Genomic DNA, 25,803 nt, shown 5'->3' with positions numbered 1-25,803 from the left:
GGCGGTCCTCCTGACGAATTGATCCGGCCCCGCTAGTAATCCAAGCGCGCAAGGGCCGAAAGGGGCCTTCCCGACTTTCCAGTGCCATGCTAGCCCTTGGGGCGGGAGGACATCATGCGGATCTCACGCAATACGCTCTGGCAGTCGCTGTCGGACCGGTTGCGCCCGGTCGTGGCCACGCTGTTTGCCCGCGTCTGGCCGGGCCTCGATCAGGAGGGGGCCGAAGCGCGGCTTGCCGCCCTGTCTCCGCGTGACGAGGCGACGGTGATCCTGTCCGTGCTGCTGCTGCTTTTCCTCTGCGCCGTCCTTGCCGCGCAGTTCGGCTGGCTGGGCATGGCCCTGTATTTCCTGGCCGTGATCCTTCTCGCCCGGTGACGGTATGCCGCCGCATACGGTATGCGGCAGTATGCGATTGAAAAGACTAGACTTTTTGTCGCACCTCTGATCCGGCCCCGGTGACGCGGCGTAATCCAACCCATGACATCAGACATGGAGAGGCACATGGACGGCGCACTTGGTTTCCTGACGTTCGGCACGCTCGGTTTCGTGGCGGCCTTTGCTTATCTGTCCGCCCGCGCGACCGAAAAGCGGCGCCGCGAGGGGGGGCCGAAATCGGCCTTGGCCCGCGGAAAATACGCGAAGATCGAAGAAGAGGCGGCAGCCCGTCGCGTCTGACCGCCCGGCAGCACGTCAGAGGGGCCCGGCACCGGAACGTGCCGGGCCTTTCCCTGTGATGCCTGACGCGTCGCGTGCCCTGCGCGACAGACCATGGCGTGCCGACCCTTCAACCGGATAGGGGGGCGCGACGGGGGCAACATTCCCGCCCATGGATCGCCGCACAGGCCCGCCCAGGCCGCCAGTGACCGCACCATCCTTCGGATACGCCGCGTGGGAACGTGACGAAAAAAAAGGCCGAGCATTACGCTCGGCCAAGTCCAACAGGGAGGTACGAAGGGGCAAGAGCCAGGCTCATCACCGCTTCGACTGTTCAGATAGTGCCCCATGCTTGCGCAAACAAGTCCGGAATGCCCGACGTTTGGGCAAGGCCGCTATGCAGATGCTGCATGGCAGCATTTCAGGCGGCGGCATCCTCGGACTGGCGGCGGCGGAAGGCCATGATCTCGTCGACCACGAAGTCGCGGAAGGCCGCGACGCGCTTGGAATGGCGCAGCTCTTCGGGATAGGCCAGGAACACCGGCACCTCGGCGCTTTCGACATCGGGCAAGACCCTGACCAGGTTCGGGAAATCCTCGGTCAGATAGTCCGGCAGCACCCCGATTCCCAGATGGTTCAGCACCGCCTGCAACACGCCGAAATAGTTGTTCACCGTCAGCGTCGAGGGGATGTCATGCGTCATCAGCTCCGCCACCAGCATCGCCCCCGCCGCGACCTGAGGCGTCCCGGCATGTTGCGCGATCAGCCGGTGGCTGCTGAAATCGTCCATCGTCTCGGGCGTGCCATGCGCCGCCAGATATTCGGGCGTGGCGAAAAGCTGCATCTTGATGTTCATCAGCCGCTTGCGGATCAGGTCGGCCTGGGATGGCTCCTTCATGCGGATCGCCACATCCGCCTCGCGCATCGGCAGGTCAAGAACCCGCTCCTCCAGCATCAGGTCGATCTTAAGGGCCGGATACTTCTCGTACAGCCGCGCCAGCCGCGGGGCCAGCCACAGCGTGCCGAACCCCATCGTCGTCGTCACCCGCAGCTCGCCGAAGACCTCGTCCTCGCTGTCGCGGATCCGCGCCGCCGTCGCATCCAGCCGCCGCACCATCTGCTGCGTCGCATCATACAGAAGTTCGCCCTGCTCCGTCAGGATCAGCCCCCGCGCGTGGCGGTGGAACAGAGTGACCGACAGGCTCTCTTCCAGCGCGCGGATCTGGCGGCTGACCGCCGACTGCGACAGGTGCAGCACATCCCCGGCATGGGTCAGGCTGCCCTTTTCCGCCACCGCGTGAAAGATCCTCAGCTTGTCCCAATCCATGCGTTTCCCTCGTCCCTCTGCGCCCGGCACCCTAGCATGAACAGCGTCACTTAGGGAAACGCGTTCGAAAGTAAAGCCGACTTCCCCCGATCTTGACCGCGCGCCTTGGGACTTTCGCAGCCATCGGTCCCGGCCTATGATCGCCGAAAAGGCACGTCCGCGCAGCGGATGCGCGCCCCCAGGCGGTAGAGGCAGGCATGGCAGTTGGCGTCTTCGATTCGGGCCTTGGCGGGCTCACTGTTCTTGATGCGTTGACAAAGCGCCTTCCTGACGTCCCCTTTGTCTACTTCGGCGACAATGCTCATGCCCCCTACGGCGTCCGCACGGCAGACGACATCTTCAACCTGACCTGCGCCGCCACCGAACGACTCTGGGCCGAGGGCTGCGATCTGGTGATCCTTGCCTGCAACACCGCCTCGGCCGCCGCGCTGAAGCGGATGCAGGAAACCTGGGTGCCTGCCGACAAGCGCGTCCTGGGCGTCTTCGTTCCGCTGATCGAGGCCCTGACCGAACGCCAATGGGGCGACAACTCGCCCCCGCGCGAAGTGGCCGTGAAACACGTCGCCCTCTTTGCCACCCCTGCCACCGTCGCCTCGCGCGCCTTCCAGCGCGAACTGGCCTTCCGCGCCATCGGCGTCGATGTCGAGGCGCAGCCCTGCGGCGGCGTGGTCGATGCCATCGAACAGGGCGATGAAATCCTGGCCGAGGCGCTCGTCCGCTCTCATGTCGAGGCGCTGAAACGCCGGATGCCGAACCCCGAGGCGGCGATCCTGGGCTGCACCCACTACCCCCTGATGGAAAAGGTCTTTGCCGAGGCTCTGGGGCCGGGGGTCAAGGTCTATTCCCAGGCCAACCTCGTTGCCGAGGCGCTGGCCGACTATCTGACCCGCCGCCCGCAATTCGTCGGCACTGGCACGCAGTCGAAGTTCCTTACCACCGGCGACCCGGCCTCTGTCTCGAACAAGGCGACCCAGTTCCTGCGCCGGAAGATCACGTTCGAGGCCGCCTGATGCTGCCCATTGCCGACTGGCGCGCCGCCCGGCTTGCCGCGCTGACCGCGCCGGACGGCTGGCTGAACCTCGTCGCCCGCATCGAGCTGGCCCCCGGCCGCCACCCGGTCGGCGCGGCGCAAGCGGTGCGGCTTCCCTCCGGCCCCGACCTCCTCGGCACGCTGGAGATCACCGGGACCGGCGCCAGCTTCGCCCGACCGGGCGAGGCGCCGCAACCCTTCCTCCCGATCCCCGACGCTTTCCCGCAGCTTCGGGTCGATCCGTTCCTGCTGGAGATCCACACGGTTGACGGCATCCCGGCCCTGCGTGTCCGTGACCTGACCTTGCAGCCCGCGATCACGCTGCGTCATTTCCCTGACGCACCGGATTGGACGATCCGTGCAAAGTGGAAGAGCATCGCCCCACAAGCCTCGGAAGTGGCAATGAAAGACGGCTCGAAAGCCGTCGTCACCCTGACCCACCGCGCGACCTTCCAGCATCAGGGCAAGACTGTCGCCCTGACGCCCACGCACTGGAAATCCGGCAAGCCGATGTTCGTCTTCCGCGATGCCACGGCGGGCGAGACCTATCCCGCCTGCCGCTTCCTCTTCGGCGAAGACGCCACCGACAGCGAGATCACGCTGGACTTCAACCGCGCCATCTCGCCCCCCTGCGCCTTCACCGACTTCGCCATCTGCCCCCTGCCGCCACCCGGCAACATCCTGTCCTTCCGCATCGAGGCCGGCGAACTGGCTCCCTGACCCGAACGGACGCCGGGCGAACCGCCCGACGCCCCCGGCCGCGCATTGCGCCACGGGCACAGCGAAAGGCCAGGCCACGCCGCCCGGCACTCCTTTCGGGCCGAACCCCAAGCCTGCGCCCGCCGTGGCGACACACCAGACTGACCGCCAAAGCGGTATGCTGCCCCCGGCACAGCGAAAAGGCACGCCCAGCGGCGTGCCTTCCAAAGCTTTCCCGTTCCTTAATGTCCGCAACCAACCCATTGAAAAGATTGGTCCGAAAAAAGCGCCGCGCGCGGCGCGTCAGTCCTTGGCACGCTCGACGTAGCTGTCGTCGTCGGTGTTGATGACGATCCGCGTGCCCGGCCCGATATGGGGCGGCACCATGACCCGAAGGCCGTTGTCCGTGATCGCCGGCTTGTAGGAGGACGAGGCGGTCTGCCCCTTGGTGACCGGCTCGGTCTCGACGATCTCGACGGTGATCTTCTGCGGCACCTCGATCGCGATCGGCACGCCCTCGAAGGTCTTCACATAGCAGCGCATGCCTTCCTGAAGATAGGGCTTGTTCGCCCCCATCACGTCCTCGGTCACGACGACCTGCTCGTAGGTATTCGGCTCCATGAAATGGAACCCCTCGCTGTCCTCGTAGAGGAAGTCATACTCCCGCTCGTCCACGGTGGCCTTCTCGACCATCTCGGTGGTCCGCCAGCGTTCCGACACCTTCACCCCATCCGAAATCCGGCGCATGTCCACCGAGGTGGTGGGGGTGCCCTTGCCGGGGTGGAAGTTCGAGGCGGTCAGGACGACATAGAGCTTGCCGTCCATCTCGACGACGTTGCCCTTGCGAAGCGAGGAGGCGATGACTTTCAAAGGTCGGGTCCTTGTTATATCGGGGGGTCGGTCCCCTGCGACCGACATCTGCCCGCGCCCCTAACCGATCCGAACCGGAATTTCCAGATGAATCCCGCATCCCCCCCGTCCACCCCGTGGTGGAGCCCCGCCCGCCACGCCGACCGCCGCCCGATCCTTCTGGCCCGCAACCGGATTCAGGCGGCGATCCGGGGCTGGCTGTCGGCAGAGGGTTTCACCGAGGTCGATCCGGCCGCGCTGGCGATCAGCCCGGGCAACGAGGCGCATCTGCACGGGTTCGCGACTCAGGCGATCGGGAACGACGGGGCGGGGCGGACCCTGTTCCTGCACACCTCGCCCGAATTCGCGATGAAGAAGCTGCTCGCGGCGGGCGAGACCCGCATCCACGCCTTTTCGCACGTCTGGCGGAACCGGGAGCGGGGGCCGCTGCATTCCCCCGAGTTCACGATGCTGGAATGGTATCGGGTGGGCGAGGGGTACGAGGTCCTGATGGCGGATACGATGGCCTTCCTCCGCCTGGCTGCGCAGGAGGCGGGGGCCGGGGTGCTGCGGTTCCGGGACCGGACCTGCGACCCGTTCGCGGAGCCGGAGCGGGTCTCGGTGGCCGAGGCTTTCGCGACCCATGCAGGGGTGGATCTGATGGCCTCGATCCGGGCGGATGGGTCAACGGACGCGGATGCTCTCGGGGCGGAGCTGGACCGGATCGGGGTCAGGCGGGCGGCGGATGACACCTGGTCGGACATGGCAAGCCGGGTCCTGTCGGAGAAGGTCGAGCCGAAGCTGGGGGACGGGCGGGTGACGATCCTGGATCGGTATCCGGCGGCGGAGGCGGCCCTGGCCCGGAAGGTGCCGGGGGATGCGAGGGTCGCCGAGCGGTTCGAGGTCTATGCCTGCGGGGTGGAGCTGGCCAACGGCTTCGGAGAGCTGACGGACGCGGGCGAGCAGAGGCGGCGCTTCGAGGCGGAGATGGCGGAGAAGGCACGGGTCTACGGGGAGAGCTACCCCCTGGACGAGGAGTTTCTGGCGGCGCTGGAGATCATGCCGGCGGCCGCGGGGATCGCGCTGGGGTTCGACCGGGTGGTGATGCTGGCCACAGGCGCGCCCAGGATCGAGGATGTGATGTGGATCCCCGTTCCTTGACCTGACCGCGCCCATGAGCTGTCCACGCGTGGGCAGGTTTGGGGATCTTTTGATTTCAATGGGTTGGCTGTGGGCGTTCAAGATTTCTTAACTTCTGTCAACTGACCGGGTCGGGGCGCTTCTTGAAAGGAGCGCTGACGCGCGAAGTCCTTTTGTCTCGTCGTCGGGCTGCGCCTCCTCCTCGGGCATTGGGGGCGCTTCGCCCCCCAAACCCCCCGAGAGTATTTGGAAAAGAGCAAGAACCGGGGCCGGATTGTGCCGGGTACATCCTGCGGCCTTGCATCGGGGGCACGCGCGGCGCAAAGAGGGCGCGTTTCTGTGCAGGAGCCGCGCCATGACCCATCGCATCGCCATCCTCGGGGCCTCGGGCTATACGGGGGCAGAGCTTGTCCGCCTGATCGCGACGCATCCGTCGATGCGCATCGTGGCGCTGTCGGCAGACCGCAAGGCGGGGATGCGCATGGCCGAGGTGTTTCCGTTCCTGCGGCATCTGGACCTGCCGAAGCTGGTGAAGATCGACGAGATCGATTTTGCCAATGTCGATCTGTGCTTCTGCGCGCTGCCTCATGCCACGACGCAGGAGGTGATCGCGCGGCTGCCAAGGACCTTGCGGATCGTCGATCTGTCGGCGGACTTCCGGCTGCGGGATCCGGCAGAGTACGAGAAGTGGTATGGGCAGCCCCACGCGGCGGTCGAGATCCAGAAGGAGGCGGTCTATGGCCTTACCGAGTTCTACCGCGACGAGATCAGGTCCGCGCGGCTGGTGGCGGGGACGGGCTGCAACGCGGCTACAGGGCAGTTCGCGCTGCGGCCGCTGATCGCGGCGGGCTGCATCGACTTGGACGATATCGTGATCGACCTGAAGGCGGGCGTGTCGGGCGCAGGGCGGAGCCTGAAGGAGAACCTTCTTCACGCGGAATTGTCCGGCGGCACGCACAGCTATTCGGCGGGCGGCAGGCACCGGCATCTGGGCGAGTTCGACCAGGAGTTCTCGAAGCTCGCGGGCCGCAAGGTCGAAGTGCAGTTCACGCCGCATCTTCTGCCGATGAACCGGGGAATCCTGGCCACGGTCTATGTGAAGGGCGATGCGAAGGTCGTGCATCAGGTGCTTGAGAAGGCTTATGAATCCGAGCCTTTCCTGAAGGTGCTGCCCTTCGGGTCGCTGCCGTCCACGCGCGACATCGCGGGGTCGAACTTCTGCCATCTGGGGGTGATCGGCGACCGGAAACCGGGGCGTGCCGTGGTGGTGGCGGTGCTGGACAACCTGACGAAGGGGTCCAGTGGCCAGGCGATCCAGAATGCCAACCTGATGCTGGGGCTGCCCGAAACCGAGGGCTTGATGCTGGCGCCGGTCTTTCCGTAACGTCGGTGCGACGTGCGGCCTGCATCGGCGGGACTTGACCAGGGTCAAGGCTTCCCCACTTCTGAGGTGAGACAAGGCCGCGACGGCAAAGGGTGCAGGCGATGACGGGCAAGCAGGAATTCCGCGGGCTGAAGGGTCTGAAGAAGCAGCGGCGCATCCAGATCATCGCGCTGGCGGCGGTGGCATTGATCGGGGCCACGGGCCTTGTCGGCTATGCGATGCGGGACGGGATCAACTTCTTCCGCTCGCCGACCCAGGTTGTGCAGGCGCCGCCGTCGCCGGGCGAGACCTTCCGTATCGGCGGGCTGGTGGTCGAAGGCTCGATCCGGCGCGGACATGGGACCGAGGTGAGCTTTGCAGTGACCGACACCAACGCCACGGTCCCGGTGCGTTATACCGGCATCCTGCCCGACCTGTTCGGCGAGGGACAGGGCATGGTGGCGCTGGGGCGGATGGAGGGCGATACCTTCGTGGCAACCGAAGTGCTGGCCAAGCATGACGAGACCTACATGCCGAAGGAAGTGGTCGACGCGCTGAAGGAACAGGGGGTCTATGTCGACCCCGACGCCAAGCCGCAAAGCTGAGCGCACGGTCGGGCAGGGCGGCGTTAAGGCCGCCCGGGCAGGCTGTCCCCGTCAAAGGGGGTGCCCATGCCGAAGGTCCGTCAGATTGCCGAAGAGATCGTCGCCCGCGAGGGCGGTTTCGTGAACGACCCGGACGATCCGGGCGGGGCGACCAACCACGGGGTGACGATCGGGACGCTGCGGCGGCTGGGGATCGACGTGAACCGCGACAGCCGGATCGACGCGGCGGATGTGAAGGCCTTGACCCGGGCGCAGGCGGTCGAGATCTATCTGGAGCATTACTACAGGCGGTCGGGGATCGCGGCCTTGCCGGAGGTTCTGCAGGCCAGCGTCTTCGACATGTATGTGAATGCGGGCAGCAATGCGGTGAAGATCCTGCAACGCCTGCTGACCGACATGGGGTTCCCCTGTGACCCGGATGGCGCGATCGGGCCGCAGACGATCCGGGCGGCACAGATGGCTTTCGAGGCGGCGCCGTTGCATCTGGCGGATGCCTACGGGATCGCGCGGCGGAACTACTATTACGCGCTGGCCGACAGCCGCCCCGCGAGCCGCAAGTTCGCCCGGGCGCGGGATGGCGGCAAGGGCGGCTGGATCAGGCGGGCCGAGGAGTTCATCTCTCCGAAATATCATCTGACCGAGGCGCAACATGCTGCGCGGGTGGCCAAATGGGGGTGATCGGCAAGCTGGTCGGCGCGCCCGGGGCGGTCACGGCGCTGGGGGAGGCGGCAAAGGGCGTGGCGGAGGTCTTCGTGCCCAGTGCCACCAAGCGGATGGAATATTCGGCCGAGGCGCAGATGGCGGCCCTGCGGCAGCTGGGCGAGGAGTATCAGCATCCCGCGCTGTCCTGGTTCGACCGGCTGGTGAACGGGTTGAACCGGCTGCCGCGGCCGTTTCTGGCCTTCGGGACCATCGGGCTGTTCGTCTATGCAATGGTGGACCCCGAGGCGTTCGCGTTTCGCATGGTGGGCCTGAACGCGGTGCCCGAGCCCTTGTGGTGGCTGCTGGGGGCCATCGTCGCCTTCTACTTCGGCGCACGGGAGACGCATTATTTCCGCAACCGGGCCGTGGTGTCTCCGTTTGTGACGGGGGGCGCGGTGGCGGAACCGGAGGAGAACGCGGCGCTGGAGGACTGGCGGCGGGAGTGATCCCGGCGCCCGATCCTTGACCTCTCGCATGGGCTCTGGCATGGCCTTGGGTACGAGAGGATGTGATCAAATGAACCTGTTTGCCGATATCCGTGAGCTTGTGGTGGCCGAATTGCAGGGGCTGATGGCCGAGGGCGCGCTGCCTGCGGGGCTGGACCTGGCGGGGGTGGCGGTGGAGCCGCCGCGCGATCAGGGGCATGGCGAGATGGCGACCAATGCGGCGATGGTGCTGGCCAAACCCGCCGGGATGGCGCCGCGGGCGATTGCCGATCTCCTGGCGGTCAAGCTGATGGAGGACCCTCGGATCGCGGGGGCGGATGTGGCGGGGCCGGGGTTCCTGAACCTGCGGCTGGAGCCGGCGGCCTGGCAGGGGCTGGTGCGCGAGGTGCTGGTGCAGGGGGCGGGCTATGGGCGGTCCGGCCTTGGTGCGGGGCGCAAGGTGAACGTGGAGTTCGTCAGCGCCAACCCGACGGGGCCGATGCATGTGGCCCATGCCCGCGGCGCAGTGGTGGGCGATGCGCTGGCCGCTTTGCTGGACTTTGCCGGCTATCAGGTCACGCGGGAATACTACATCAACGATGGCGGCGGGCAGGTCGATGTGCTGGCCCGGTCGGCCTATGAACGCTATCGCGAGGCGCATGGGCTGAGCCCCGAGATCGCCGAGGGGCTGTATCCCGGCGACTATCTGATCCCGGTCGGTCAGGCGCTGAAGGACAAGTATGGCGACAGTCTGCTGAACCAGCCGGAAAGCGTCTGGCTGGCGGATGTGCGCACCTTTGCCACCGACATGATGATGGCGATGATCCGCGAGGATCTGGCGGCTTTGGGCGTGACGATGGATGTCTATTCGTCGGAGAAGGCGCTGTATGGCACCGGCCAGATCGAGGCGGCGATCGAGCGGCTGAAGGGGCTGGGGCTGATCTATCAGGGCGTGCTGGAGCCTCCGAAAGGCAAGGCGCCGGAAGACTGGGAGCCGCGCGAGCAGACTCTGTTCCGGTCAACCGCCTTCGGAGATGATCAGGATCGTCCGGTGCAGAAATCGGACGGCTCATGGACCTATTTCGCGCCGGATATTGCCTATCACTACAACAAGGTGCAGCGCGGCTTCGATGAGCTGATCAACATATTCGGCGCCGACCATGCGGGCTATGTCAAGCGGCTGAAGGCTGTTGTCAGCGCGCTGTCCGAGAACAGGGTCGCGCTGGACATCAAGCTGATCCAGCTGGTCAAGCTTCTGAAGGGCGGGCAGATCGTCAAGATGTCGAAGCGCGCGGGGACCTTCGTCACCCTGCGCGACCTGATCGACGAGGTGGGCCCCGATGTCGTCCGCTTTGTCATGCTGACGCGGAAGAACGATGTCGCACTCGACTTCGACTTCGACAAGGTGACGGAACAGTCGAAGGACAACCCGGTCTTCTATGTGCAATATGCCAATGCCCGGGTGAACTCGATCCTGCGGAAGGCGCGCGAGGCGGGGCTGGATGTGAGCGATGCCTCGCTTTCGGCAGCGCATCTGTCGCATCTGGGTCATGAGGCGGAACTGGATGTGATCCGCAAGCTGGCGGAATGGCCGCGGCTGGTGGAAATCGCCGCCAAGGGGCACGAGCCGCACCGGGTGGCCTTCTATCTTTATGAACTCGCCTCGGACTTCCATGGGCTGTGGAACAAGGGCAACGACGACGAGAGCTTGCGGTTCATTCAGGGGGATACCGCAGTTTCCGCGGCGAAAATCGCCCTGGTGCGGGCCGTGGGCGTTGTTATTTGCGCAGGCCTTGGTATCCTTGGCGTGACGCCGGTCGAGGAAATGCGCTGACCAACAGCGCCCCGCCGGGCATGAGGCGTGAGGGCAGGGGTGGATCAACCGCCTCGCCAAGCAGGGGCAGCAGATGGCGGACGCGGATTACGACTTCGGCGGCGGCTTTGCACCTGACGGTGCAACGCCGCGCCATGGTGTGCGTGACATGCGGGCTGCGGCGAGGCTTCAGCGCACGATCAACATCGCGGGGGCGCTGACCTCGCTGGCGCTGGTCGTGGGGCTGGGTGTCTGGGGCTACAAGCTGGCGGTGCGCGATGTGCGCGGCGTGCCGGTGATCCAGGCTTTGGAGGGCCCGATGCGGATCGCGCCAGAGGATCCGGGTGGCGAGATCGCCAATAACCAGGGGCTGGCGGTCAACGTTGTTGCCGAAGCCGGCGTTGCCACGCCGCCGCCGGACAAGCTGGTGCTGGCTCCGCGTCCGATCGACCTTGCGCCGGAGGACATGTCCGGTCTGGCCGGGGCGATGCGACCGGGCCTGACCGAAGCCTCGGCGCCGACGGGACTGGCGACGCCGGGCGCCGACCTTGCGTTGGCTGCGGCCCCGCCGATGGAAAGCGCCAACCCGACCGAAGTGGCGATCGACGCGGCCCTTGCCGAGGCGCTGGGCGAAGTGCCCGGGGATACGGGCTTTGAACCCCTGGACGATCCTGCCGTCGAGCTGAACGACGAGCCGGTGCCCGAGGGCGCGCTTCTGGTCTCGCCCCGGCCGATGCCGCGACCGGGGACGCGGGCGGCGACAGCGGCTTCGGCCCAGATGGCCGCCTTGCCCGCCGCGAAAGAGGTGGACCCGGCGACGATCACCCCCGGCACCCGGCTGGTGCAGTTCGGCACCTTTGACACGGCGGACGAGGCGCGGGCGGCCTGGGTGCTGTTGCAGGGCCGCTTCGGCGAGCTGATGGCCGAGAAGGCGATGGTCGTTCAGCCGGCGGAAAGCAGCGGGCGGACCTTCTATCGGCTGCGGGCGCTGGGCTTTGACGGCGAGGACGACGCGCGCCGGTTCTGTTCGGTCTTCGTGGCGCAGGACGCGACCTGCATTCCGGTGCCGCACAAATGACGGTCGGCTCCGGGGCGGTGATCTTCGGCTGCGCCGGGCCCAGGCTCTTGCCGGATGAGCGCGCCTTCTTCCGGGACGCGGACCCGTTCGGCTTCATCCTGTTCGCGCGCAACGTGGAAGACCCCGACCAGCTGCGCCGCCTGACCTCCGACCTGCGCGAGGCGGTGGGGCGCGATGCGCCGATCCTGGTGGATCAGGAGGGGGGCCGGGTGCAGCGGTTGCGCGCACCGCATTGGCGCGACTGGACGCCGCCTCTGGATACGGTCGATGCCGCCGGGTCGCTGGAGGCGGCCGAGCGGCAGATGCGGCTGCGGGCCACGGTGATCGCGGCGGAACTGGCGGCGGTGGGAATCGACGCCGACTGCATCCCGACGCTGGATGTGGCGCGGCCCGGGACGCATCCCTTCCTGATGAACCGCTGCTATGGGCGCGATCCGGTGACGGTGGCGCGGATCGGGCGGGCGGTGGCCGAGGGGCTGATGGCGGGCGGCGTGCTGCCGGTGATGAAGCACATGCCGGGGCATGGGTTGTCCCATGTCGACACGCATCACGACCTGCCAACGGTCACGGCGCCGCTGGAGGATTTGCAGGCGGTGGATTTCGCCCCGTTCCGGGCGCTGGCCGATCTGCCGATGGCGATGACGGCGCATCTGGTCTTTGCGGCGCTGGATGCCGAAAGGCCCGCCACGCAATCCCCGACCGTGATCCGGCTGATCCGCGAGGAGATCGGGTTCAAGGGTCTGCTCATGTCGGATGACCTGAACATGCAGGCCCTGGCCGGGACTTTGGCCGAGCGCACGGCGCGGACCATCGCGGCGGGGGTGGACATCGCGTTGCACTGCAAGGGCGACATGGCCGAGATGGTCGAGGTTGCGGCGGCGGCGGGGGTGATGGGGCCCGAGGCGCGCCCCCGGGCCGAGGCAGCGGTGGCGGCCAGACGGGCGGCGACGGTGGACCTGGGCAGCGCGCTGGCGGAGCTGGCGCATGGCTGAGGAAGACTGGGACCAGCCCGAACGCCTCGCGCCCGAGGAGCGGCTGGCCGCCGAGGCGCTGATCGTCGATGTGGACGGGTTCGAGGGGCCGCTGGACCTGCTGCTGACGCTGAGCCGGACGCAGAAGGTGGATCTGCGGAAGATCTCGGTCCTGAAGCTGGCCGAGCAGTATCTGGGCTTCGTGGAACGGGCGCGGTCCCTGCGGATCGAACTGGCGGCGGATTACCTGGTGATGGCGGCCTGGCTGGCCTTCCTGAAGTCGCGGCTGTTGCTGCCGCCGGAACCGGGGGATGAGGGGCCGTCAGCCGAGGATCTGGCGGCGCATCTGGCGTTCCAGCTGGAACGCCTGCAGGCGATGCGCGATGCGGCGGCGCGGCTGATGGGGCGCGATCAGCTGGGGCGGGATTTCTTTGCGCGCGGCATCCCCGAGGACATGACGCACCAGAAGAAGGTGAAGTGGACAGCGACGCTCCTGGACCTGATGCGGGCCTATGCGCAGATCCGCACGAGGGACGAGTTCCGGCCTTTCGTGCTGGACCGTGAACATGTCTACACGATGGAACAGGCGCTGGAGCGGATGCGCGGACTGATCGGCTATGCCGGCGACTGGGCGACGCTGGTCAGCTTCCTGCCGGAAGGCTGGGACGCCAGCCCGATGGCGCGGCGGTCCTCGCTGGCCGCGCATTTCGCCGCCGTCCTGGAACTGGCCAAGCGCGGGCAGGTGGTGTTGCGGCAGAGTGAGACCTTTGCGCCCATCGAATTGCGGTTGAAGGACGGATGATGGCGACCGAGGACGCAGGTGAGGAAAGCCTGTTCGACGCCCCCCCGATGGGCGAGCAGGAGCGGATGGTCGAGGCGATCCTGTTCGCCAGCGCCCAACCCGTGACGCTGGCCGAGTTGCAGGCACGGATGCCGCATGGCGCGGACCCGGCCGAGGCATTGGTGCATCTGAGAAAGCGCTATGAGGGGCGGGGGGTGAACCTTGTCCGCGTGGGCGATGCCTATGCCTTCCGCACCGCCGCCGATCTGGGGTTCCTCATGCGGCGCGAGACGGTCGAGGTGCGGAAACTGTCACGGGCGGCGATCGAAACGCTGGCGATCATCGCCTATCACCAGCCGGTCACGCGGGCGGAAATCGAGGAAATCCGCGGGGTTGCGGTCAGCCGCGGCACGGTGGACCAGCTCTTGGAGCTGGACTGGATCCGGCTGGGGCGGCGGCGGATGACACCGGGGCGGCCGGTGACCTTTGTCGTGACCGAGGCCTTCCTCGACCACTTCGGCCTTGAATCGGCGCGCGACCTGCCGGGGCTGAAGGAATTGCGCGCGGCGGGACTGCTGGACAACCGGCCTGCTCCCGGGCAGGCCCGGACCTCGGACGACGAGGATGAGGCCACCTCGGGCCAAAGCGAATTGTTCGAGGACTGAACGGAGCGCGGGATGGATCTGAACGGGCTTTTCAACACGCTGGCCAGGATGTTCGTTCGCAGCGCGACGAAGGCTGGCATCGACTATGCCGCGCGCAAGGGCAAGCCCGAGGCCGAGATGACGCCCGAAGAGCGCCAGCAGGCCCGGCAGGCGCGCGACCTTGCGGCACGGGCGCAAAAGGCGCAGCGGTTGGTGCGCCGGCTGTGGCGGTAGCTTCGCTGCGCTGACAGGGCAGCCGTCAGCCCGACCGGAACTGCTTGGCGAGTTTCAGGCCCTGGCCCTGATAGTTCGACGCGATCCCCGCGCCATACAGCGTCTCGGGCCGTTCCGACATCCGTTCATAGACCAGACGCCCGACCACCTGCCCGTGTTCCAGCACGAAGGGCGCTTCGTGGCAGCGGACCTCGAGCACCCCGCGCGAGCCTGCGCCCCCGGCCACCGCATGACCGAAACCGGGGTCGAAGAAGCCCGCGTAATGGACGCGAAACTCGCCGACCATCGCCAGATAGGGGGCCATCTCGGCGGCATAGTCGGGGGGGATGGTCACCGCCTCGCGGCTGACGAGGATGTAGAAAGCGCCAGGGTCGAGGATGATCTGCCCGTTATCGGAGTGAAGTTCCTCCCAGAAGTCCCGCGCCGGGTAGTGGCCGATCCGGTCCAGATCGACGACGCCGGTATGCGGCTTGGCGCGGTAGCCGACCAGCGTGCCCTTGGCGGGCTTCAGATCGACCGAAAAGCCGAGCCCCTCCGAGATCACCGCCTCGCCCGAGACCAGCGGGTCAACGGCGTGCAGAGCGGTCAGGTCGGCGTCGGACAGCACGGCCTGGCCCTGGCGAAAGCGGATCTGGTTCAGCCGCTGGCCTTCGCGGACGAGGACCGAAAAGCTGCGCGGGCAGACCTCGGCATAAAGCGGGCCGGTGTAGCCCTCGGCGATGCGGTCGAATTCGGTGCCGCCGTCGGTGATGGTGCGGGTCAGAAGGTCCAGCCGGCCCGAGGAGCTTTTGGCGTTGGCGACTGCCGTCACGCCCGGGGGCAGGGCAAGGCGTTCGGCCAGGGGAATCACATAGACGCAGTTCTTTTCCAGCACGGCGCCTTCGGCGAGGTTCACCCTGTGCATGGTGAAGTCCCTGAGCCGATCTTCGACAGTGCGGCCATGCCCGGCCAGGAACGAGGCGCGGACCCGGTAGGCGATGGGACCAAGACGAAGATCCAGGCTGGCGGGCTGGATCTGGTCGTCGCGGATCGCGGGGCTGGCAGACAGGATGCCGTCCGCGATCAGGCGGCGCAGGGTCTGGGCGGGCAGCACACCGGATGTCATCGTGTCCCCCCGTGGGTCAGATATGAAACCGCCCGCACTGCCGGGTGGCAGGCGGGCGGGTTTTCGATGGTCGGGCCGGAGAGATTCGAACTCTCGACCTCCCGCCCCCCAGACGGACGCGCTAACCAGGCTGCGCTACGGCCCGACACGGGGCGATACATACTGGTATTCCGGGCCGGTGCAAGCGGGAAAGCGCATCGGAGGCTCAGTCGGCGCGGCCATCGGCGCGGGCGGCCAGTCGGTCGCGCAAGGCACGCAGGCGCCGGGCGATCCCGGCCAGCTCTGGCTGGCGTGCCTGAAGCGATCCGGGCGGCAATGCCCTGACCAGGCTGGCAAAAGTCGCGTCGTCGCGAAGCGTCGGCTTGCGCGGGGCCGCCATGGGCGGTGGCGCGTCGAAGAGCGGCAGGCCGAACTGCGCCGTGGAGTCGGGGTGCACCGGCGGCGGAGCCGGGCGAAGGGTGGCGGCCGGGGGTTCTGCCACCTCTTCTGCCTTCTTCGGATCGGCGACCTGGGCCGGAGGGCCGTCCTCGACCGGGGGCGCGGCTGTCGCGGCGCCCGCAAGATCGCCGATGCTGACGCTGTCGTCGGTAAGCCCCGCCACCTGGCGCACGCCGTGGTCGCGCAGGATCTTCTGCACGCCGCGAATCGTCAGGCCCTCCTCATGCAGAAGCCGCTTGATCCCGGTCAGGAGCGCGACATCCGACGGACGGTAATAGCGCCGCCCGCCCGCGCGCTTGACCGGCTTGATCTGCGGAAACCGGCTTTCCCAGAAGCGCAGCACATGCGCAGGCGTGTCGAGATGTTCGGCGACCTCGCTGATGGTGCGGAAGGCGTCCGGCGACTTGTCCACCCGCTAGACCCCTCTCAGCGTTTCTTCCCGGCAGCCACGCGGGCCTTCATCAGGTGCGAAGGGCGGAAGGTCAGGACGCGGCGGGGGGAGATCGGAACCTCTTCGCCGGTTTTCGGGTTGCGGCCGACGCGGGCGGTCTTGGACCGGACCGAGAAGGTGCCGAAGGACGAGATCTTCACCGTCTCGCCCGCCGCCAGCGCGTCGGACATGTGTTGCAGCACGGCCTCGACCAGATTGGCGGATTCGTTGCGGCTGAGACCGACTTCGCGAAAGACGGCTTCGCTGAGATCCATCCGGGTCAGTGTCTTCTCGCTCATCGCATTCCCCCCACGAGATTTATCGCGCGAGGATGGGCCGGATGGATTTACGAGTCAATATCAACCACTTGGGAAGCGGTGTTAAAGGCGCTTACCAGCGCAGGACGACCGAGCCCCAGGCAAGGCCGCCGCCGATCGCCTCCATCACCAGAAGATCGCCGGGCTTGATCTGGCCGCGCTGCTTGCCCACCGACAGCGCCAGCGGGATCGAGGCGGCCGAGGTGTTGCCGTGGTCCTGCACGGTGACGACGACGCGCTCCATCGGGACCTGCATGCGTTTCGCGGTGCCTTCGATGATACGGATATTGGCCTGATGCGGCACGATCCAGTCGACATCTTCCGGCGTGAGGCCCGCCTTGTCCAGCGCCGTATGGGCGGTTTCGGCAAGTTTTTCAATGGCATGGCGGAAGACTTCCCTGCCTTCCATCACCAGATGCCCCGTCGTCCCGGTCGAGGTGCCGCCATCGACGTAGAGGATGTCCTTGTAGCGCCCGTCCGAGTTCAGGTCGGTCGCCAGGATGCCGCGGTCGGCGCTGCTTCCGGCGCCATCAACGGCCTCGAGCACCACCGCCCCCGCGCCGTCGCCGAAGAGGACGCAGGTGCCGCGGTCCTTCCAGTTCATCAGGCGGCTGAAGGTCTCGGCCCCGATCACCAGCACCCGGGTCGCCTGGCCCGAGACGATCAGCGCATTGGCATTGGCCAGCGCATAGACGAATCCCGCGCAGACGGCCTGGATGTCGAAGGCGAAGCCCCTGGTGATCCCAAGTGCGGCCTGCACCATGGTGGCGACCGAGGGAAAGGTCAGGTCCGGGGTCGAGGTGGCGACGATGATCGCGTCGATCCGGGAGCCGTCGATCCCGGCATCGGCAAGTGCTGCCTGCGCGGCGCGGGTCGCAAGGTCGCTGGTCATCTGGCCATCGGCGGCAAAATGGCGCCGTTCGATCCCCGAGCGCGACCGGATCCATTCATCCGAGGTATCGACAATGGTTTCGAATTCGGCGTTGGGGACGACACGTTCGGGCAGATAATGCCCGACGCCCCTGACTGCGGCGCGTATCGTCATTCGGTCGGATAGCCTCCGGTCGCTGGCGCCGCATTCTGGCGGTCGGCCTCCACTCGCGCGGCATCCTGCCCCGCGGCTTCGGCGGATGCAACCCGCGCTGCAAGGCGTTCCAGGAAACGCGCTTGTGCAAGTTGGTAGGCCAGCCCGATCGCCGCCGCGACCCCGGTGGCATCGGCCGAGCCGTGTGACTTGACCACCGTGCCGTTGAGGCCCAGGAACACCCCGCCGTTCACCCGGCGCGGGTCGATGCGCATTTGCAGCCGCCTCAACGCCCCGCGGGCCAGCAGCGCGCCAAGCCTGGCCATCAGCGTCGAGGTGAGGCTTTGCTTCAGAAGCTCGCCCACCAGCCTCGCGGTGCCCTCGATCGCCTTCAGCGCGACATTGCCGGTGAAACCGTCGGTCACGATCACATCCACCCGGTCGGACAGGATGTCGGTGCCTTCGATGAACCCCACATAATCGAAGCTGCCCGCCTCGGCGCTGCCGCCAAGCAGCACATGCGCCTCGTGCAGTTCGGGGCGGCCCTTGTGTTCCTCGGTGCCGACGTTCAAGAGGCCGACGCGCGGGCGGGGGATCGACAGGCCGTTCCTGGCATAGGACGCGCCCATGAAGGCGAATTGCAAGAGATCGGTCGGATCGGCCTTCACATCGGCGCCCATGTCCAGCATGACGTTCATCTTGCCGGGGGTGGGTGTCGGAAACAGGCTGGCGATGGCCGGACGGTTCAGCCCCGGCAGCTTGCGCAGCCGCAGCATCGACACCGCCATCAGCGCGCCGGTATTGCCGCAGGACACGGCGGCGGCGGCCTCGCCGTCCTTGACCGCGTCGATGGTCGAGAACATCGAGGTTCCCTGCCCATGCCGCATGACCTGGGCGGGCTTGTCCTCCATCTTCACCACACGCTCGGCATGACGAAGCGTGATGCGCGAGGCCAGGTCCGGGTGCCGCGCGAGAAGCGGTTTCAGCACCGCCTCGTCGCCGTGCAGGATCGCGTCCATCCGCGGACGCCGTGCCAGGGAATCGACCAGACCGGCAACAACGACCGCCGGCCCGCGATCGCCACCCATGGCGTCAACTGAAATGACGACGCGCTCGGTGGCCGGGGCAGACGCAGACTCTGGTCCGAGTGCCATGGGGGGCGCGGGCGCGAAAGGCGCGGCTTACGCCGCGTCTTCGTCCAGGTCCACTTCCCGCGCCATCGAGACGACTTCGCGCGAATCGTAGTGGCCGCAAGCGCTGCAGACGTGGTGCGGACGCTTCAGCTCGCCACAGTTCGGGCATTCGTTCGGGTTGGCGGCAACCAGGGCATCATGCGCACGACGCATGTTGCGGCGGGATTTCGTGGTGCGGTTCTGCGGGACAGCCATGTCTCAACCTTCGGGCAGTGGGGACATGCCCCGGATTTCCTTAGTGAATCGGCCCCGTAACCAGCCCTTCGGGCAATAGCTGACGGATGCTGCTTCACAGCTTGAATGAGGCGCGGAACATACTCGGATTTCGGGGCGGCGCAAGCCCCTTTTCGCAGCTGCAACGCGGGGTCGCGCAGGCCACCGCTCAGTCCTTGTCCGGCCCCCGATCGCCCTTCGCCGCAAGTTTTGCGGCCAGACCCTGAAGGGCGGCAAAGGGCTTCAGGTCGGCGTCCGAAAGCGGGGTCACGCCCTCGCCGGCATGGGTCGCCTGGCCGAACTCTGCCCCCGGCGCGCGGGGATAGAGAGGGAGCGCAAGGGCCAGCGCCTCGGCGGCGATTTCGGCGAGGTCGATCACCTCGGGCAGGGGCTCGAGGCTGTCGTCTTCCGGCATCTCGACCTCTTCCCCTTCGGGCAGGGTCAGGCCGGCGACATAGCGGCGCAGCACGGGTTCGTTGATCCGGGCCGGGACCGGCACCAGCGTGACGCTGCACGGCTGATCGGCGCGGGCAACCAGCGTCGCTTCCAGCACCAGTTCGTCCCGGCTGGCGGGCCGAATCTCGCCCTTCAGCTCCAATGCATACAGCGCCAGAAGACCAAGGTCCGACGCAAGTGCTGCGCGGTCCCGGGTGTCGGCGCTGTAGGCAAAGCGCGTCGGCTTGCGCGGGCTGAGCGCGCCGGTGCGGAACTGGCTGGGACGGGAAGGGGGGACGTCGGGCATGTCTTGGGCCTTTGCGGCAGGGGCCGGACCGGATGCGGTGCGGCCGATGAGGCGGCTTTCTGGGCAGAGCCGCAGGGTGCGGCGTTCCATTCTTGAACTAGGGGCTCATAGTCTGTTATCCCGAAGCCCAAGGGTTTTGAAGAACCCGCGTCGGAATTCGGCGTTTCAGCGGGGCATGAGGGCAGGCATGGCAGATTTCCGGTTGGCGCGGTCGGTCCTTGCGGCCTGCCGCCATGCGCGCAGGCAGGGGCTGATGCTGGTGCTTCTGGCCGCCATCGCCGCCTGCTCGGCCGTTTACCGCAATCACGGCTATGTCCCTTCGGAAGAGGAACTGGCCCAGGTTCAGGTCGGCAAGGACACGCGCGAAACCGTCGGCCAGAAGATCGGCCGCCCCTCGACTTCGGGGCTGCTGAACGACGACGGCTGGTTCTATGTGCAAAGCCGCTACAAGCTGGTCGGCCCGCGCGAACCGAAGGAGATCGACCGCCAGGTACTGGCCATCACCTTCACGGAAGGTGGCGTGGTGGAAAACATCGCCCGCTATGGCCTGGAGGATGGCCGCGTGGTGGAAATCTCGCGGCGGGTGACCCAGCCGAATGTCAAGAGCCTGTCGGTCATCCAGCAGATCCTGGGCAACTTCGGGCGGTTGCAGGCGGGCGACCTCCTGGGACGCTGATCGCCCGCCGCTGCGGGGTCAGTCCCTGGGCTCGAAGGTCAGCGCGACCCCGTTGATGCAGTAGCGCAGGCCCGTGGGCGCGGGGCCGTCGGGGAAGACGTGGCCCAGATGCGCGTCGCAGCGGTTGCAGTGCACCTCGGTCCGGCGCATGAACCAGCTGCGATCCTCTTGCTCGCCCACCATCTCGGGGTCGAGGGGGGCATAGAAGCTGGGCCAGCCGGTGCCGCTGTCGAATTTGGTGGCCTGGTCGAACAGGGGGGCGCCGCAGCAGACGCAGCGGTAGGTGCCGGGCACTTTCGGGAAGTCGTCGTGGGTGAAGGCGCGTTCGGTGGCGTGCTTGCGCGTCACCTTGTAGGCGAGGTCCGAAAGCTGGGCCTGCCATTCGGCGTCGGTCTTGACGATCTTGTCCATGCGGGTCTCCTTTGGACAGCGAATGTAGGCTGCCGGTGGCCCGGAGGAAAGCGTGGAGCCGATCCGTAAAGGCAAGTTGATCGCGCGGCTGGTGCAGGACCGCGCCGGGATGGACCGGGTCCTGGCCTTTCGCCGCGCGGCCTTTCCCCGCCGCGCGGGGCAGGAGGAGGACGCGCAGGACGCAGTGTCGGCGCATGTGGCGGTCGAGGGGCCGGAGGGCCTGCTGGCCTGTTTCCGGGTGATGCTGTTCGGCTGGGGGGCGGGCCTTGCGCAGGGCTATGCGGCGCGGTTCTACGACGTGGGGCCCCTGTCGGGCTATGCGCGGCCCATCGCCGAGATCGGGCGATTCTGCGTCAGGCCGGGGGGGGTGCACCCGGACGTCCTGCGGCTGGCCTGGGGGGCGATGACGCGGATCGTGGACGAGGGGCAGGCGGGGCTTCTGGTCGGCTGCACCTCGTTCCGGGGCGCCGGGTGGGAGGCGCACCGTGCGGGGCTGGCGCTGCTGGCGGCCGAGTTCGTGGGGCCGGAGGAGCACCGGCCGGGGCGGAAGGCGGCGGAGGTGGTCGGGCTTGATCTGGCCGGGCCGCTGGGGGACAGAGGGGCCGCGCTGGCCGCGCTGCCGCCGCTGTTGCGGACCTATCTGGGGATGGGGGGCTGGGTCAGCGACCACGCGGTGGTGGACCGGGAGCTGGACACGCTGCATGTCTTCACCTGCGTCGAGGTGGACCGGGTGCCTGCGGCCCGGGCAGCGAGCTTGCGGGCGGTGGCGGGGTAGCGCGCCGCGCGCGGCGCAGGTTCTGGGGTAAGGAATTTCAAGGGGTTGGCTGTGGGCGTTCAGGTTTGGTTAACCCCTGACGCAGCCCTCAGCCGCCGCCATGGACGGCCTTGATCGTGTCGCCGATGGCATAGGCTTCGGCCTCCACCGCCTGATGGTCGCGGACATAGGCCCGTGCGAAGCCCATCAGGCCCCAGCGGCGGAACTGTTCGACATGCTTCACTTCGTGGCCCCAGAGGGCGAGGTTGTTTTCCGCGTCCGACGCATTGCGGAAGATGATCGTGTCGATGGCGGTGACGGCGGTGGCATCGCCGTAGCGCATGGCGAGCGACTGCACGCTGCCGTCCTCGGGCGCGCCGACGCGGTATTCGATGCCGTCGAGGAGGTCGGCCGGATACCAGGCCAGGAGCGCCTGGCGGATGTGCGGCGGCATCGGTCGGGTGCCCTGCTGCCAGGCGGCATCGCGCGAGGCGACCAGCGCGCGGGCCAAGGCGGTCGCGGCGATCTCGTAGCCGGTCTCCAGCGCGGCGGTGGGGTCGAACAAGCCTTGCGCCAGCGGCGGTGTCGCGGAAAGGGCCGCGAGCAGAAGGGCGAAAAGCGGGGCGGCACGCATGGGCGAAGGGTGCCAAGGTTCGGCCAGGGCCGCAACCGGGGCAGGGGGGCGGTGACGGAAAGGTGAGCGCGTGCGGCGGCGGGGCGGTTATCAGAAGGAGCGCGTTCCGCGCAAGGCTTTTGTCTCGCGGGTTTGGGTGAAGGACGCAAACCCGCTCGGGCGTGCCTCCGGCGGGGATATTTGGGGACAGATGAAAGGGCTGTCCCCGCTTGTCGGGTTACGCCCGGCCCCTGCGCCCGCCGCGCCGGCCCCCGGCGGCCTGGGAGGCGGCGGCGGAGGCCTCGGCGAAGGTCATGCCGCCTTCCACCGATTCCAGCACCTTGGCGAAGCGGATCCATTCGCCGCCGTTCGGATCGTGGTTCATCAGGAAGTTGGCGGCGCGGATCGCCTCCATCTCCTGCTGGCGGACGGGGTTCATGATGGCGCTGGTCATGCCGGCGCAGATCGCCATGGGCAGGAAGGCGCCGTTGATGCCGTGGCGATGCGGCAGGCCGAACGAGATGTTGGAGGCGCCGCAGGTGGTGTTGACGCCCAGTTCCTCGCGCAACCGGCGGACGAGGGTGAAGACCTGCTGCCCGGCCGAGGCCATGGCGCCCACCGGCATCACCAGCGGATCGACCACGATGTCATGCGCGGGGATGCCGAAATCGGCGGCGCGCTGGACGATCTTCCTGGCCACGGCAAAGCGCACGTCGGGGTCGGGCGAGATGCCGGTGTCGTCGTTCGAGATGGCGACGACGGGGACGTTGTATTTCTTGACGAGCGGCAGGACGAGCTCCATCCGTTCCTCTTCCCCGGTGACGGAGTTCAGGAGCGGGCGGCCTTCGCAGGTTTGCAGGCCTGCTTCCAGCGCGCCGGGGACCGACGAGTCGATGCAGAGCGGCACATCGACGGTCTGCTGGATGATCTCGATCAGCGCCTTCATCAGGGGCGGCTCGACGAAATTGTTGTCGGCATAGCGCGGGTCTTCGGCCATCTTGTTGGTGAAGACGGCGCCCGAGTTCACGTCCAGCACCGTGGCCCCGCAGGCGACCTGTTCGAGCGCGTCCTTGATGACGGTTTCGAAATTCCCGGCCTCGAGTTCCGCGGCGAGTTTCTTGCGCCCCGTGGGGTTGATGCGTTCGCCGATCACGCAGAAGGGTTCATCGAAACCGATGACGACGGTTTTCGTTTTGGATTCAACGACAGTACGGGTCATTCTTGAGCCTTTGGATTAAGCGGAGGCAGAGGCGGGAACGCCCGAAGCGCCGCCGTGTTCGGTGACCCACTGGGCATTGGTCTTGATGCCGCCGAGGGGGAAGAAGTGGACCTGCTCGATGCCGAAGCCGGGGTTCGCGGCCTTGTGGGCGGCGAGGGCTTCCAGCACCTCGGTCGGCTCGTAGGGCAGGAGGAGCTTGGTCACGTCCATCGCGCGTTTCTGGAGCACGCGGAGCGAGGGGCCGACGCCGCAGGCGATGGCGAACTTGATGAGGGTCTGGAGTTTCGCAGGACCCGCGATGCCGATGTGGACGGGCAGCCTGATGCCTTCGGCCTGGAGGCGGTTCACCCAGTCGATCACCGGCTGGGCCTCGAAGCAGAACTGGGTGGTCATCGCCATCCGGGCGTCGGTGCGTTCGGCAAAGGCGGATTTCCAGCGGGCGGCCTCCATCACCATGCGGTCGGAGCCGTCGGGGTCGATGTCGCGGTTCCCCTCCGGGTGGCCCGCGACGTGGAGCCGTTCGAAGCCGGTGAAGGCGCCGGTTTCCAAGAGTTCCATCGAGGAGGAGAAGTCGCCGACCTGCGCGGCGGGGTTGCCCGCGAGGATCAGGCCCTGTTTGACGCCCACATCCTTGTAGCGGGCGACCCAGTCGAACAGCGTGGCCTTGTCCTTGATGATGCGCGCGGGGAAGTGGGGCATGGGCTCGTAGCCTTCGCGCTTGATGCGGGCGGCGGTGGCGACCATGTCCTCGATGGGCGTCTCGATATGGGCGATGTAGACGCGGGTGCCGGCGGGCAGGATGTCGCGGAAGTTTTCCACCTTTTCGGCGGTGCGGGGCATGACCTCGATCGAGTAGCCCTTGAGGAAGGCCTCGAGCGATCCGGTCGCGGGCGCGGCCTCTTCCTTGCGGCGGAAATTGAACAGGGCCATCACGGTCTCCTTCAGGGTGGAAGGCCTGGGCGGGGACATGGGGCGCGTCAGGCCCTGGCCCAGCCTTCGGCGTCGATCAGGGTCTTGAGGCGGGCGGTGTCGTATTCGGCTTCCAGCCTGGCGGCATAGTCGGCGGCGATGGTGTCGGGCTCGCCCTCGATCTCGGAGACGACGGCCTTGCGCCATTCGGCGAGATAGCTGTCGGTGTCGCGTGCGCCCACCTTCATTGCGCAGCGGTCGATGGCCTGCTCGAAGCGTTCGGAAAGCTGGACCTTGGATCCGCGACGGCCCTTGCCGACGATGACCTGCGCCGGGATGTCGCGCCAGTAGACGATGGTGACTTCGGCCATGTTCGCGTGATTCCCTGCGCTTGCGTTGACCTGTTGATAGACGTCAGTCCCCGACAACCGGTGTCGGTTTTCGACATGGCGGATGCGGGATGCGACCCCGACCGCGCGGCGGGACCTTAGCCGGGCAACCCTGGTCCTGCCAGTCCCGCGCCAGTGAGAAGTTTTCATCACCTGGATGAACGCGGCTCATCCCGAAGGCAGGGGCGGGCCGGAGGGGAAAGCCTGCTACCAGCGCAGGTTCATGCCGACCTGCACCAGGTCGATCTTCACATCGGTCTGACCCGTCGGCAGGTAGGCCGGCAGGTCCAGTGTGCCGAGGTCGAGGTGATCGTAGGACACCGACAGGCTGAGATTTTCGCCGAGGCGTCGTTCCACGCCAAGGCCGGTCACCCAGCCGGACATGGTCTCGTCCGCGACGACAATGAGACCGAAGAGGTTCCTCGCCGTCACGTTGGCGCGCACCAGGCCTGCATCGGCGAAGACATGGGTCTGGCCGAGGGCAAGGCCCACACGCCCGGTCAGGCGGATCAGGTCGGTTGCCGTTGTCGAACAGGTCGAGCAGTTGATGAAGGCGGCGTCGGTCGGAACGGCGACATATCGGCCGGACGCATAGGACAGCTGCGCCCCATAGGTCAGCCGGTCGGTCTGCCAGGCATGGCCAAGCGACAGGACCATGGCCGAACCCTTCCACGCGCCGGGAACCAGTTCGAGGCCGTCGGAGGCCTGCCGCCAGGTGTTCCCGCCCCGGGGAGTGGCAAGCGCAAAACCGAAATAGGGTCCGCTCCAGTCCGCGATGTCAGCGCGGGCAAAGGGTGCGGCAGATGCGTCCGGCGCGGAGGCATCCTGCGACAGGGCAGGAACCCCGGTGACAACTGCAAGCAGGCCAGCGGACAGAGAGCCCGATCGGAATGCCATCACTGCCTCGGCTCGTTCCATTTTTCGGCCAGCGTAGGGAGGAAATCTGCCCGCGGTCAACCGATACGGGGCCGGTGATTCGAGGTGCGACAGGGCTGCAGGCAGAATTGCAACAGAGATGTGGCGATGTGCGCTTGCGCGGGGACGACAACGACATT

General features: G+C 67.2%; 32 protein-coding genes and 1 tRNA gene. 17 read left to right on the top strand and 16 right to left on the bottom strand.

From position 1 onward, the window contains the following. The first annotated feature begins 114 nt into the window (after positions 1-114). Both D5084_RS18150 and D5084_RS18580 read left to right on the top strand, forming a co-directional pair. Positions 115-375 (top strand): hypothetical protein, encoded by a 261-nt coding sequence (locus D5084_RS18150; protein WP_128516907.1) that lies wholly within the window; start codon positions 115-117, stop codon positions 373-375. 126 nt (positions 376-501) lie between these two features. Further along, entirely contained in the window at positions 502-675 is a 174-nt protein-coding gene (locus D5084_RS18580; protein WP_166402853.1) for a hypothetical protein, read from the top strand. Positions 676-1,075: 400 nt separating this feature from the next. On the opposite strand, the gene D5084_RS18145 is transcribed toward D5084_RS18580, so the two are convergent. Next, a complete protein-coding gene (locus tag D5084_RS18145) occupies positions 1,076-1,981 on the bottom strand; it encodes a LysR family transcriptional regulator (RefSeq protein WP_128516906.1) in 906 nt (301 codons plus the stop codon). Positions 1,982-2,178: 197 nt separating this feature from the next. Between D5084_RS18145 and D5084_RS18140 the strand changes: the two genes are divergently transcribed. Together D5084_RS18140 and D5084_RS18135 are read left to right on the top strand one after the other, a co-directional pair. Next, complete coding sequence (locus D5084_RS18140) at positions 2,179-2,991, top strand: glutamate racemase (RefSeq protein ID WP_128516905.1); 813 nt, start codon at positions 2,179-2,181, stop codon at positions 2,989-2,991. Continuing rightward, entirely contained in the window at positions 2,991-3,731 is a 741-nt protein-coding gene (locus D5084_RS18135) for a DUF1684 domain-containing protein (protein ID WP_128516904.1), read from the top strand. Before D5084_RS18140 ends, D5084_RS18135 begins: the two co-directional genes overlap by 1 nt. A gap of 282 nt (positions 3,732-4,013) precedes the next feature. On the opposite strand, the gene efp is transcribed toward D5084_RS18135, so the two are convergent. Beyond that, positions 4,014-4,580, bottom strand: coding sequence for an elongation factor P (gene efp / locus D5084_RS18130; RefSeq protein WP_128516903.1), 567 nt, complete (start codon positions 4,578-4,580; stop codon positions 4,014-4,016). 87 nt (positions 4,581-4,667) lie between these two features. Here efp and epmA point away from each other — a divergent pair, with 87 nt between their 5' ends. The 11 genes from epmA (at position 4,668) to D5084_RS18075 (ending at position 14,315) form a co-directional block, all read left to right on the top strand. Continuing rightward, the gene (epmA, locus tag D5084_RS18125; RefSeq protein WP_128516902.1) at positions 4,668-5,720 is read left to right on the top strand and encodes an EF-P lysine aminoacylase EpmA; all 1,053 of its coding nucleotides are present in this window, start codon (positions 4,668-4,670) and stop codon (positions 5,718-5,720) included. Positions 5,721-6,054: 334 nt separating this feature from the next. Beyond that, positions 6,055-7,083, top strand: a complete 1,029-nt coding sequence (argC, locus tag D5084_RS18120; RefSeq protein ID WP_128516901.1) for an N-acetyl-gamma-glutamyl-phosphate reductase — start codon at positions 6,055-6,057, stop codon at positions 7,081-7,083. Positions 7,084-7,211: 128 nt separating this feature from the next. Next, complete coding sequence (gene ccmE, locus D5084_RS18115; RefSeq protein WP_128516945.1) at positions 7,212-7,667, top strand: cytochrome c maturation protein CcmE; 456 nt, start codon at positions 7,212-7,214, stop codon at positions 7,665-7,667. Between the two features lie 66 nt (positions 7,668-7,733). Continuing rightward, positions 7,734-8,345, top strand: a complete 612-nt coding sequence (locus D5084_RS18110; RefSeq protein ID WP_128516900.1) for a holin-associated N-acetylmuramidase — start codon at positions 7,734-7,736, stop codon at positions 8,343-8,345. Then, entirely contained in the window at positions 8,336-8,815 is a 480-nt protein-coding gene (locus tag D5084_RS18105) for a holin family protein (protein WP_128516899.1), read from the top strand. Before D5084_RS18110 ends, D5084_RS18105 begins: the two co-directional genes overlap by 10 nt. Positions 8,816-8,885: 70 nt before the next feature. After that, positions 8,886-10,628 (top strand): arginine--tRNA ligase, encoded by a 1,743-nt coding sequence (gene argS / locus D5084_RS18100; protein ID WP_128516898.1) that lies wholly within the window; start codon positions 8,886-8,888, stop codon positions 10,626-10,628. A 73-nt stretch (positions 10,629-10,701) separates the two neighbouring features. Then, positions 10,702-11,685 carry an SPOR domain-containing protein gene (locus D5084_RS18095; protein WP_128516897.1) on the top strand — a complete coding sequence of 328 codons (984 nt, stop codon included), beginning with the start codon at positions 10,702-10,704 and terminating at the stop codon, positions 11,683-11,685. Continuing rightward, positions 11,682-12,677, top strand: a complete 996-nt coding sequence (locus tag D5084_RS18090) for a glycoside hydrolase family 3 N-terminal domain-containing protein (RefSeq protein WP_128516896.1) — start codon at positions 11,682-11,684, stop codon at positions 12,675-12,677. Before D5084_RS18095 ends, D5084_RS18090 begins: the two co-directional genes overlap by 4 nt. Further along, positions 12,670-13,458 (top strand): segregation and condensation protein A, encoded by a 789-nt coding sequence (locus D5084_RS18085; RefSeq protein WP_128516895.1) that lies wholly within the window; start codon positions 12,670-12,672, stop codon positions 13,456-13,458. The genes D5084_RS18090 and D5084_RS18085 overlap by 8 nt, the downstream gene beginning before the upstream one ends. Beyond that, complete coding sequence (gene scpB / locus D5084_RS18080) at positions 13,458-14,102, top strand: SMC-Scp complex subunit ScpB (RefSeq protein WP_128516894.1); 645 nt, start codon at positions 13,458-13,460, stop codon at positions 14,100-14,102. The genes D5084_RS18085 and scpB overlap by 1 nt, the downstream gene beginning before the upstream one ends. A 12-nt stretch (positions 14,103-14,114) precedes the next feature. Next, positions 14,115-14,315: a hypothetical protein gene (locus D5084_RS18075; RefSeq protein WP_128516893.1), complete on the top strand. Its 201-nt coding sequence runs from the start codon at positions 14,115-14,117 to the stop codon at positions 14,313-14,315. A gap of 25 nt (positions 14,316-14,340) precedes the next feature. Here D5084_RS18075 and D5084_RS18070 read toward each other — a convergent pair whose 3' ends face one another. The 8 genes from D5084_RS18070 to D5084_RS18035 all read right to left on the bottom strand — a co-directional run bounded on the left by D5084_RS18070 (position 14,341) and on the right by D5084_RS18035 (position 19,777). Continuing rightward, positions 14,341-15,420 carry a 2'-deoxycytidine 5'-triphosphate deaminase gene (locus D5084_RS18070; protein ID WP_128516892.1) on the bottom strand — a complete coding sequence of 360 codons (1,080 nt, stop codon included), beginning with the start codon at positions 15,418-15,420 and terminating at the stop codon, positions 14,341-14,343. A gap of 67 nt (positions 15,421-15,487) precedes the next feature. Beyond that, positions 15,488-15,565: transfer RNA gene (locus D5084_RS18065), tRNA-Pro, on the bottom strand. A 60-nt stretch (positions 15,566-15,625) separates the two neighbouring features. Continuing rightward, positions 15,626-16,270, bottom strand: coding sequence for a MerR family transcriptional regulator (locus D5084_RS18060; RefSeq protein WP_128516891.1), 645 nt, complete (start codon positions 16,268-16,270; stop codon positions 15,626-15,628). A gap of 14 nt (positions 16,271-16,284) precedes the next feature. Continuing rightward, positions 16,285-16,587 carry an integration host factor subunit alpha gene (ihfA, locus tag D5084_RS18055; protein WP_128516890.1) on the bottom strand — a complete coding sequence of 101 codons (303 nt, stop codon included), beginning with the start codon at positions 16,585-16,587 and terminating at the stop codon, positions 16,285-16,287. 91 nt (positions 16,588-16,678) lie between these two features. Next, the gene (locus D5084_RS18050) at positions 16,679-17,650 is read right to left on the bottom strand and encodes a beta-ketoacyl-ACP synthase III (RefSeq protein ID WP_128516889.1); all 972 of its coding nucleotides are present in this window, start codon (positions 17,648-17,650) and stop codon (positions 16,679-16,681) included. Next, positions 17,647-18,783 carry a phosphate acyltransferase PlsX gene (plsX, locus tag D5084_RS18045; protein WP_128516888.1) on the bottom strand — a complete coding sequence of 379 codons (1,137 nt, stop codon included), beginning with the start codon at positions 18,781-18,783 and terminating at the stop codon, positions 17,647-17,649. The genes D5084_RS18050 and plsX overlap by 4 nt, the downstream gene beginning before the upstream one ends. A gap of 27 nt (positions 18,784-18,810) precedes the next feature. Beyond that, positions 18,811-19,017: a 50S ribosomal protein L32 gene (gene rpmF / locus D5084_RS18040; RefSeq protein WP_128516887.1), complete on the bottom strand. Its 207-nt coding sequence runs from the start codon at positions 19,015-19,017 to the stop codon at positions 18,811-18,813. Positions 19,018-19,204: 187 nt separating this feature from the next. After that, positions 19,205-19,777, bottom strand: a complete 573-nt coding sequence (locus D5084_RS18035) for a YceD family protein (RefSeq protein WP_128516886.1) — start codon at positions 19,775-19,777, stop codon at positions 19,205-19,207. A 187-nt stretch (positions 19,778-19,964) separates the two neighbouring features. Here D5084_RS18035 and D5084_RS18030 point away from each other — a divergent pair, with 187 nt between their 5' ends. Beyond that, positions 19,965-20,453 (top strand): outer membrane protein assembly factor BamE, encoded by a 489-nt coding sequence (locus D5084_RS18030; protein ID WP_238382703.1) that lies wholly within the window; start codon positions 19,965-19,967, stop codon positions 20,451-20,453. Between the two features lie 18 nt (positions 20,454-20,471). On the opposite strand, the gene msrB is transcribed toward D5084_RS18030, so the two are convergent. After that, positions 20,472-20,864, bottom strand: a complete 393-nt coding sequence (gene msrB, locus D5084_RS18025) for a peptide-methionine (R)-S-oxide reductase MsrB (protein ID WP_128516885.1) — start codon at positions 20,862-20,864, stop codon at positions 20,472-20,474. A 52-nt stretch (positions 20,865-20,916) separates the two neighbouring features. Between msrB and D5084_RS18925 the strand changes: the two genes are divergently transcribed. After that, complete coding sequence (locus D5084_RS18925) at positions 20,917-21,639, top strand: GNAT family N-acyltransferase (RefSeq protein WP_128516884.1); 723 nt, start codon at positions 20,917-20,919, stop codon at positions 21,637-21,639. Between the two features lie 88 nt (positions 21,640-21,727). Here D5084_RS18925 and D5084_RS18015 read toward each other — a convergent pair whose 3' ends face one another. The 5 genes from D5084_RS18015 to D5084_RS17995 form a co-directional block, all read right to left on the bottom strand. Further along, a complete protein-coding gene (locus D5084_RS18015) occupies positions 21,728-22,252 on the bottom strand; it encodes an eCIS core domain-containing protein (protein ID WP_128516883.1) in 525 nt (174 codons plus the stop codon). A gap of 217 nt (positions 22,253-22,469) precedes the next feature. Further along, on the bottom strand, positions 22,470-23,450 hold the full coding sequence (locus tag D5084_RS18010; RefSeq protein WP_128516882.1) for a methyltetrahydrofolate cobalamin methyltransferase: 981 nt from the start codon (positions 23,448-23,450) through the stop codon (positions 22,470-22,472). Positions 23,451-23,465: 15 nt separating this feature from the next. After that, the gene (locus tag D5084_RS18005) at positions 23,466-24,380 is read right to left on the bottom strand and encodes a methylenetetrahydrofolate reductase (RefSeq protein WP_128516881.1); all 915 of its coding nucleotides are present in this window, start codon (positions 24,378-24,380) and stop codon (positions 23,466-23,468) included. A 47-nt stretch (positions 24,381-24,427) separates the two neighbouring features. Beyond that, positions 24,428-24,730 carry a virulence factor gene (locus D5084_RS18000; RefSeq protein WP_128516880.1) on the bottom strand — a complete coding sequence of 101 codons (303 nt, stop codon included), beginning with the start codon at positions 24,728-24,730 and terminating at the stop codon, positions 24,428-24,430. A 225-nt stretch (positions 24,731-24,955) separates the two neighbouring features. After that, positions 24,956-25,645, bottom strand: coding sequence for an outer membrane protein (locus D5084_RS17995; RefSeq protein ID WP_162302468.1), 690 nt, complete (start codon positions 25,643-25,645; stop codon positions 24,956-24,958). Positions 25,646-25,803: the final 158 nt, after the last annotated feature.

This window comes from Tabrizicola thermarum (assembly GCF_003574395.1).
Taxonomy (GTDB): domain Bacteria; phylum Pseudomonadota; class Alphaproteobacteria; order Rhodobacterales; family Rhodobacteraceae; genus Tabrizicola; species Tabrizicola thermarum.
This window is presented reverse-complemented; position numbering and strand designations above follow the sequence as displayed.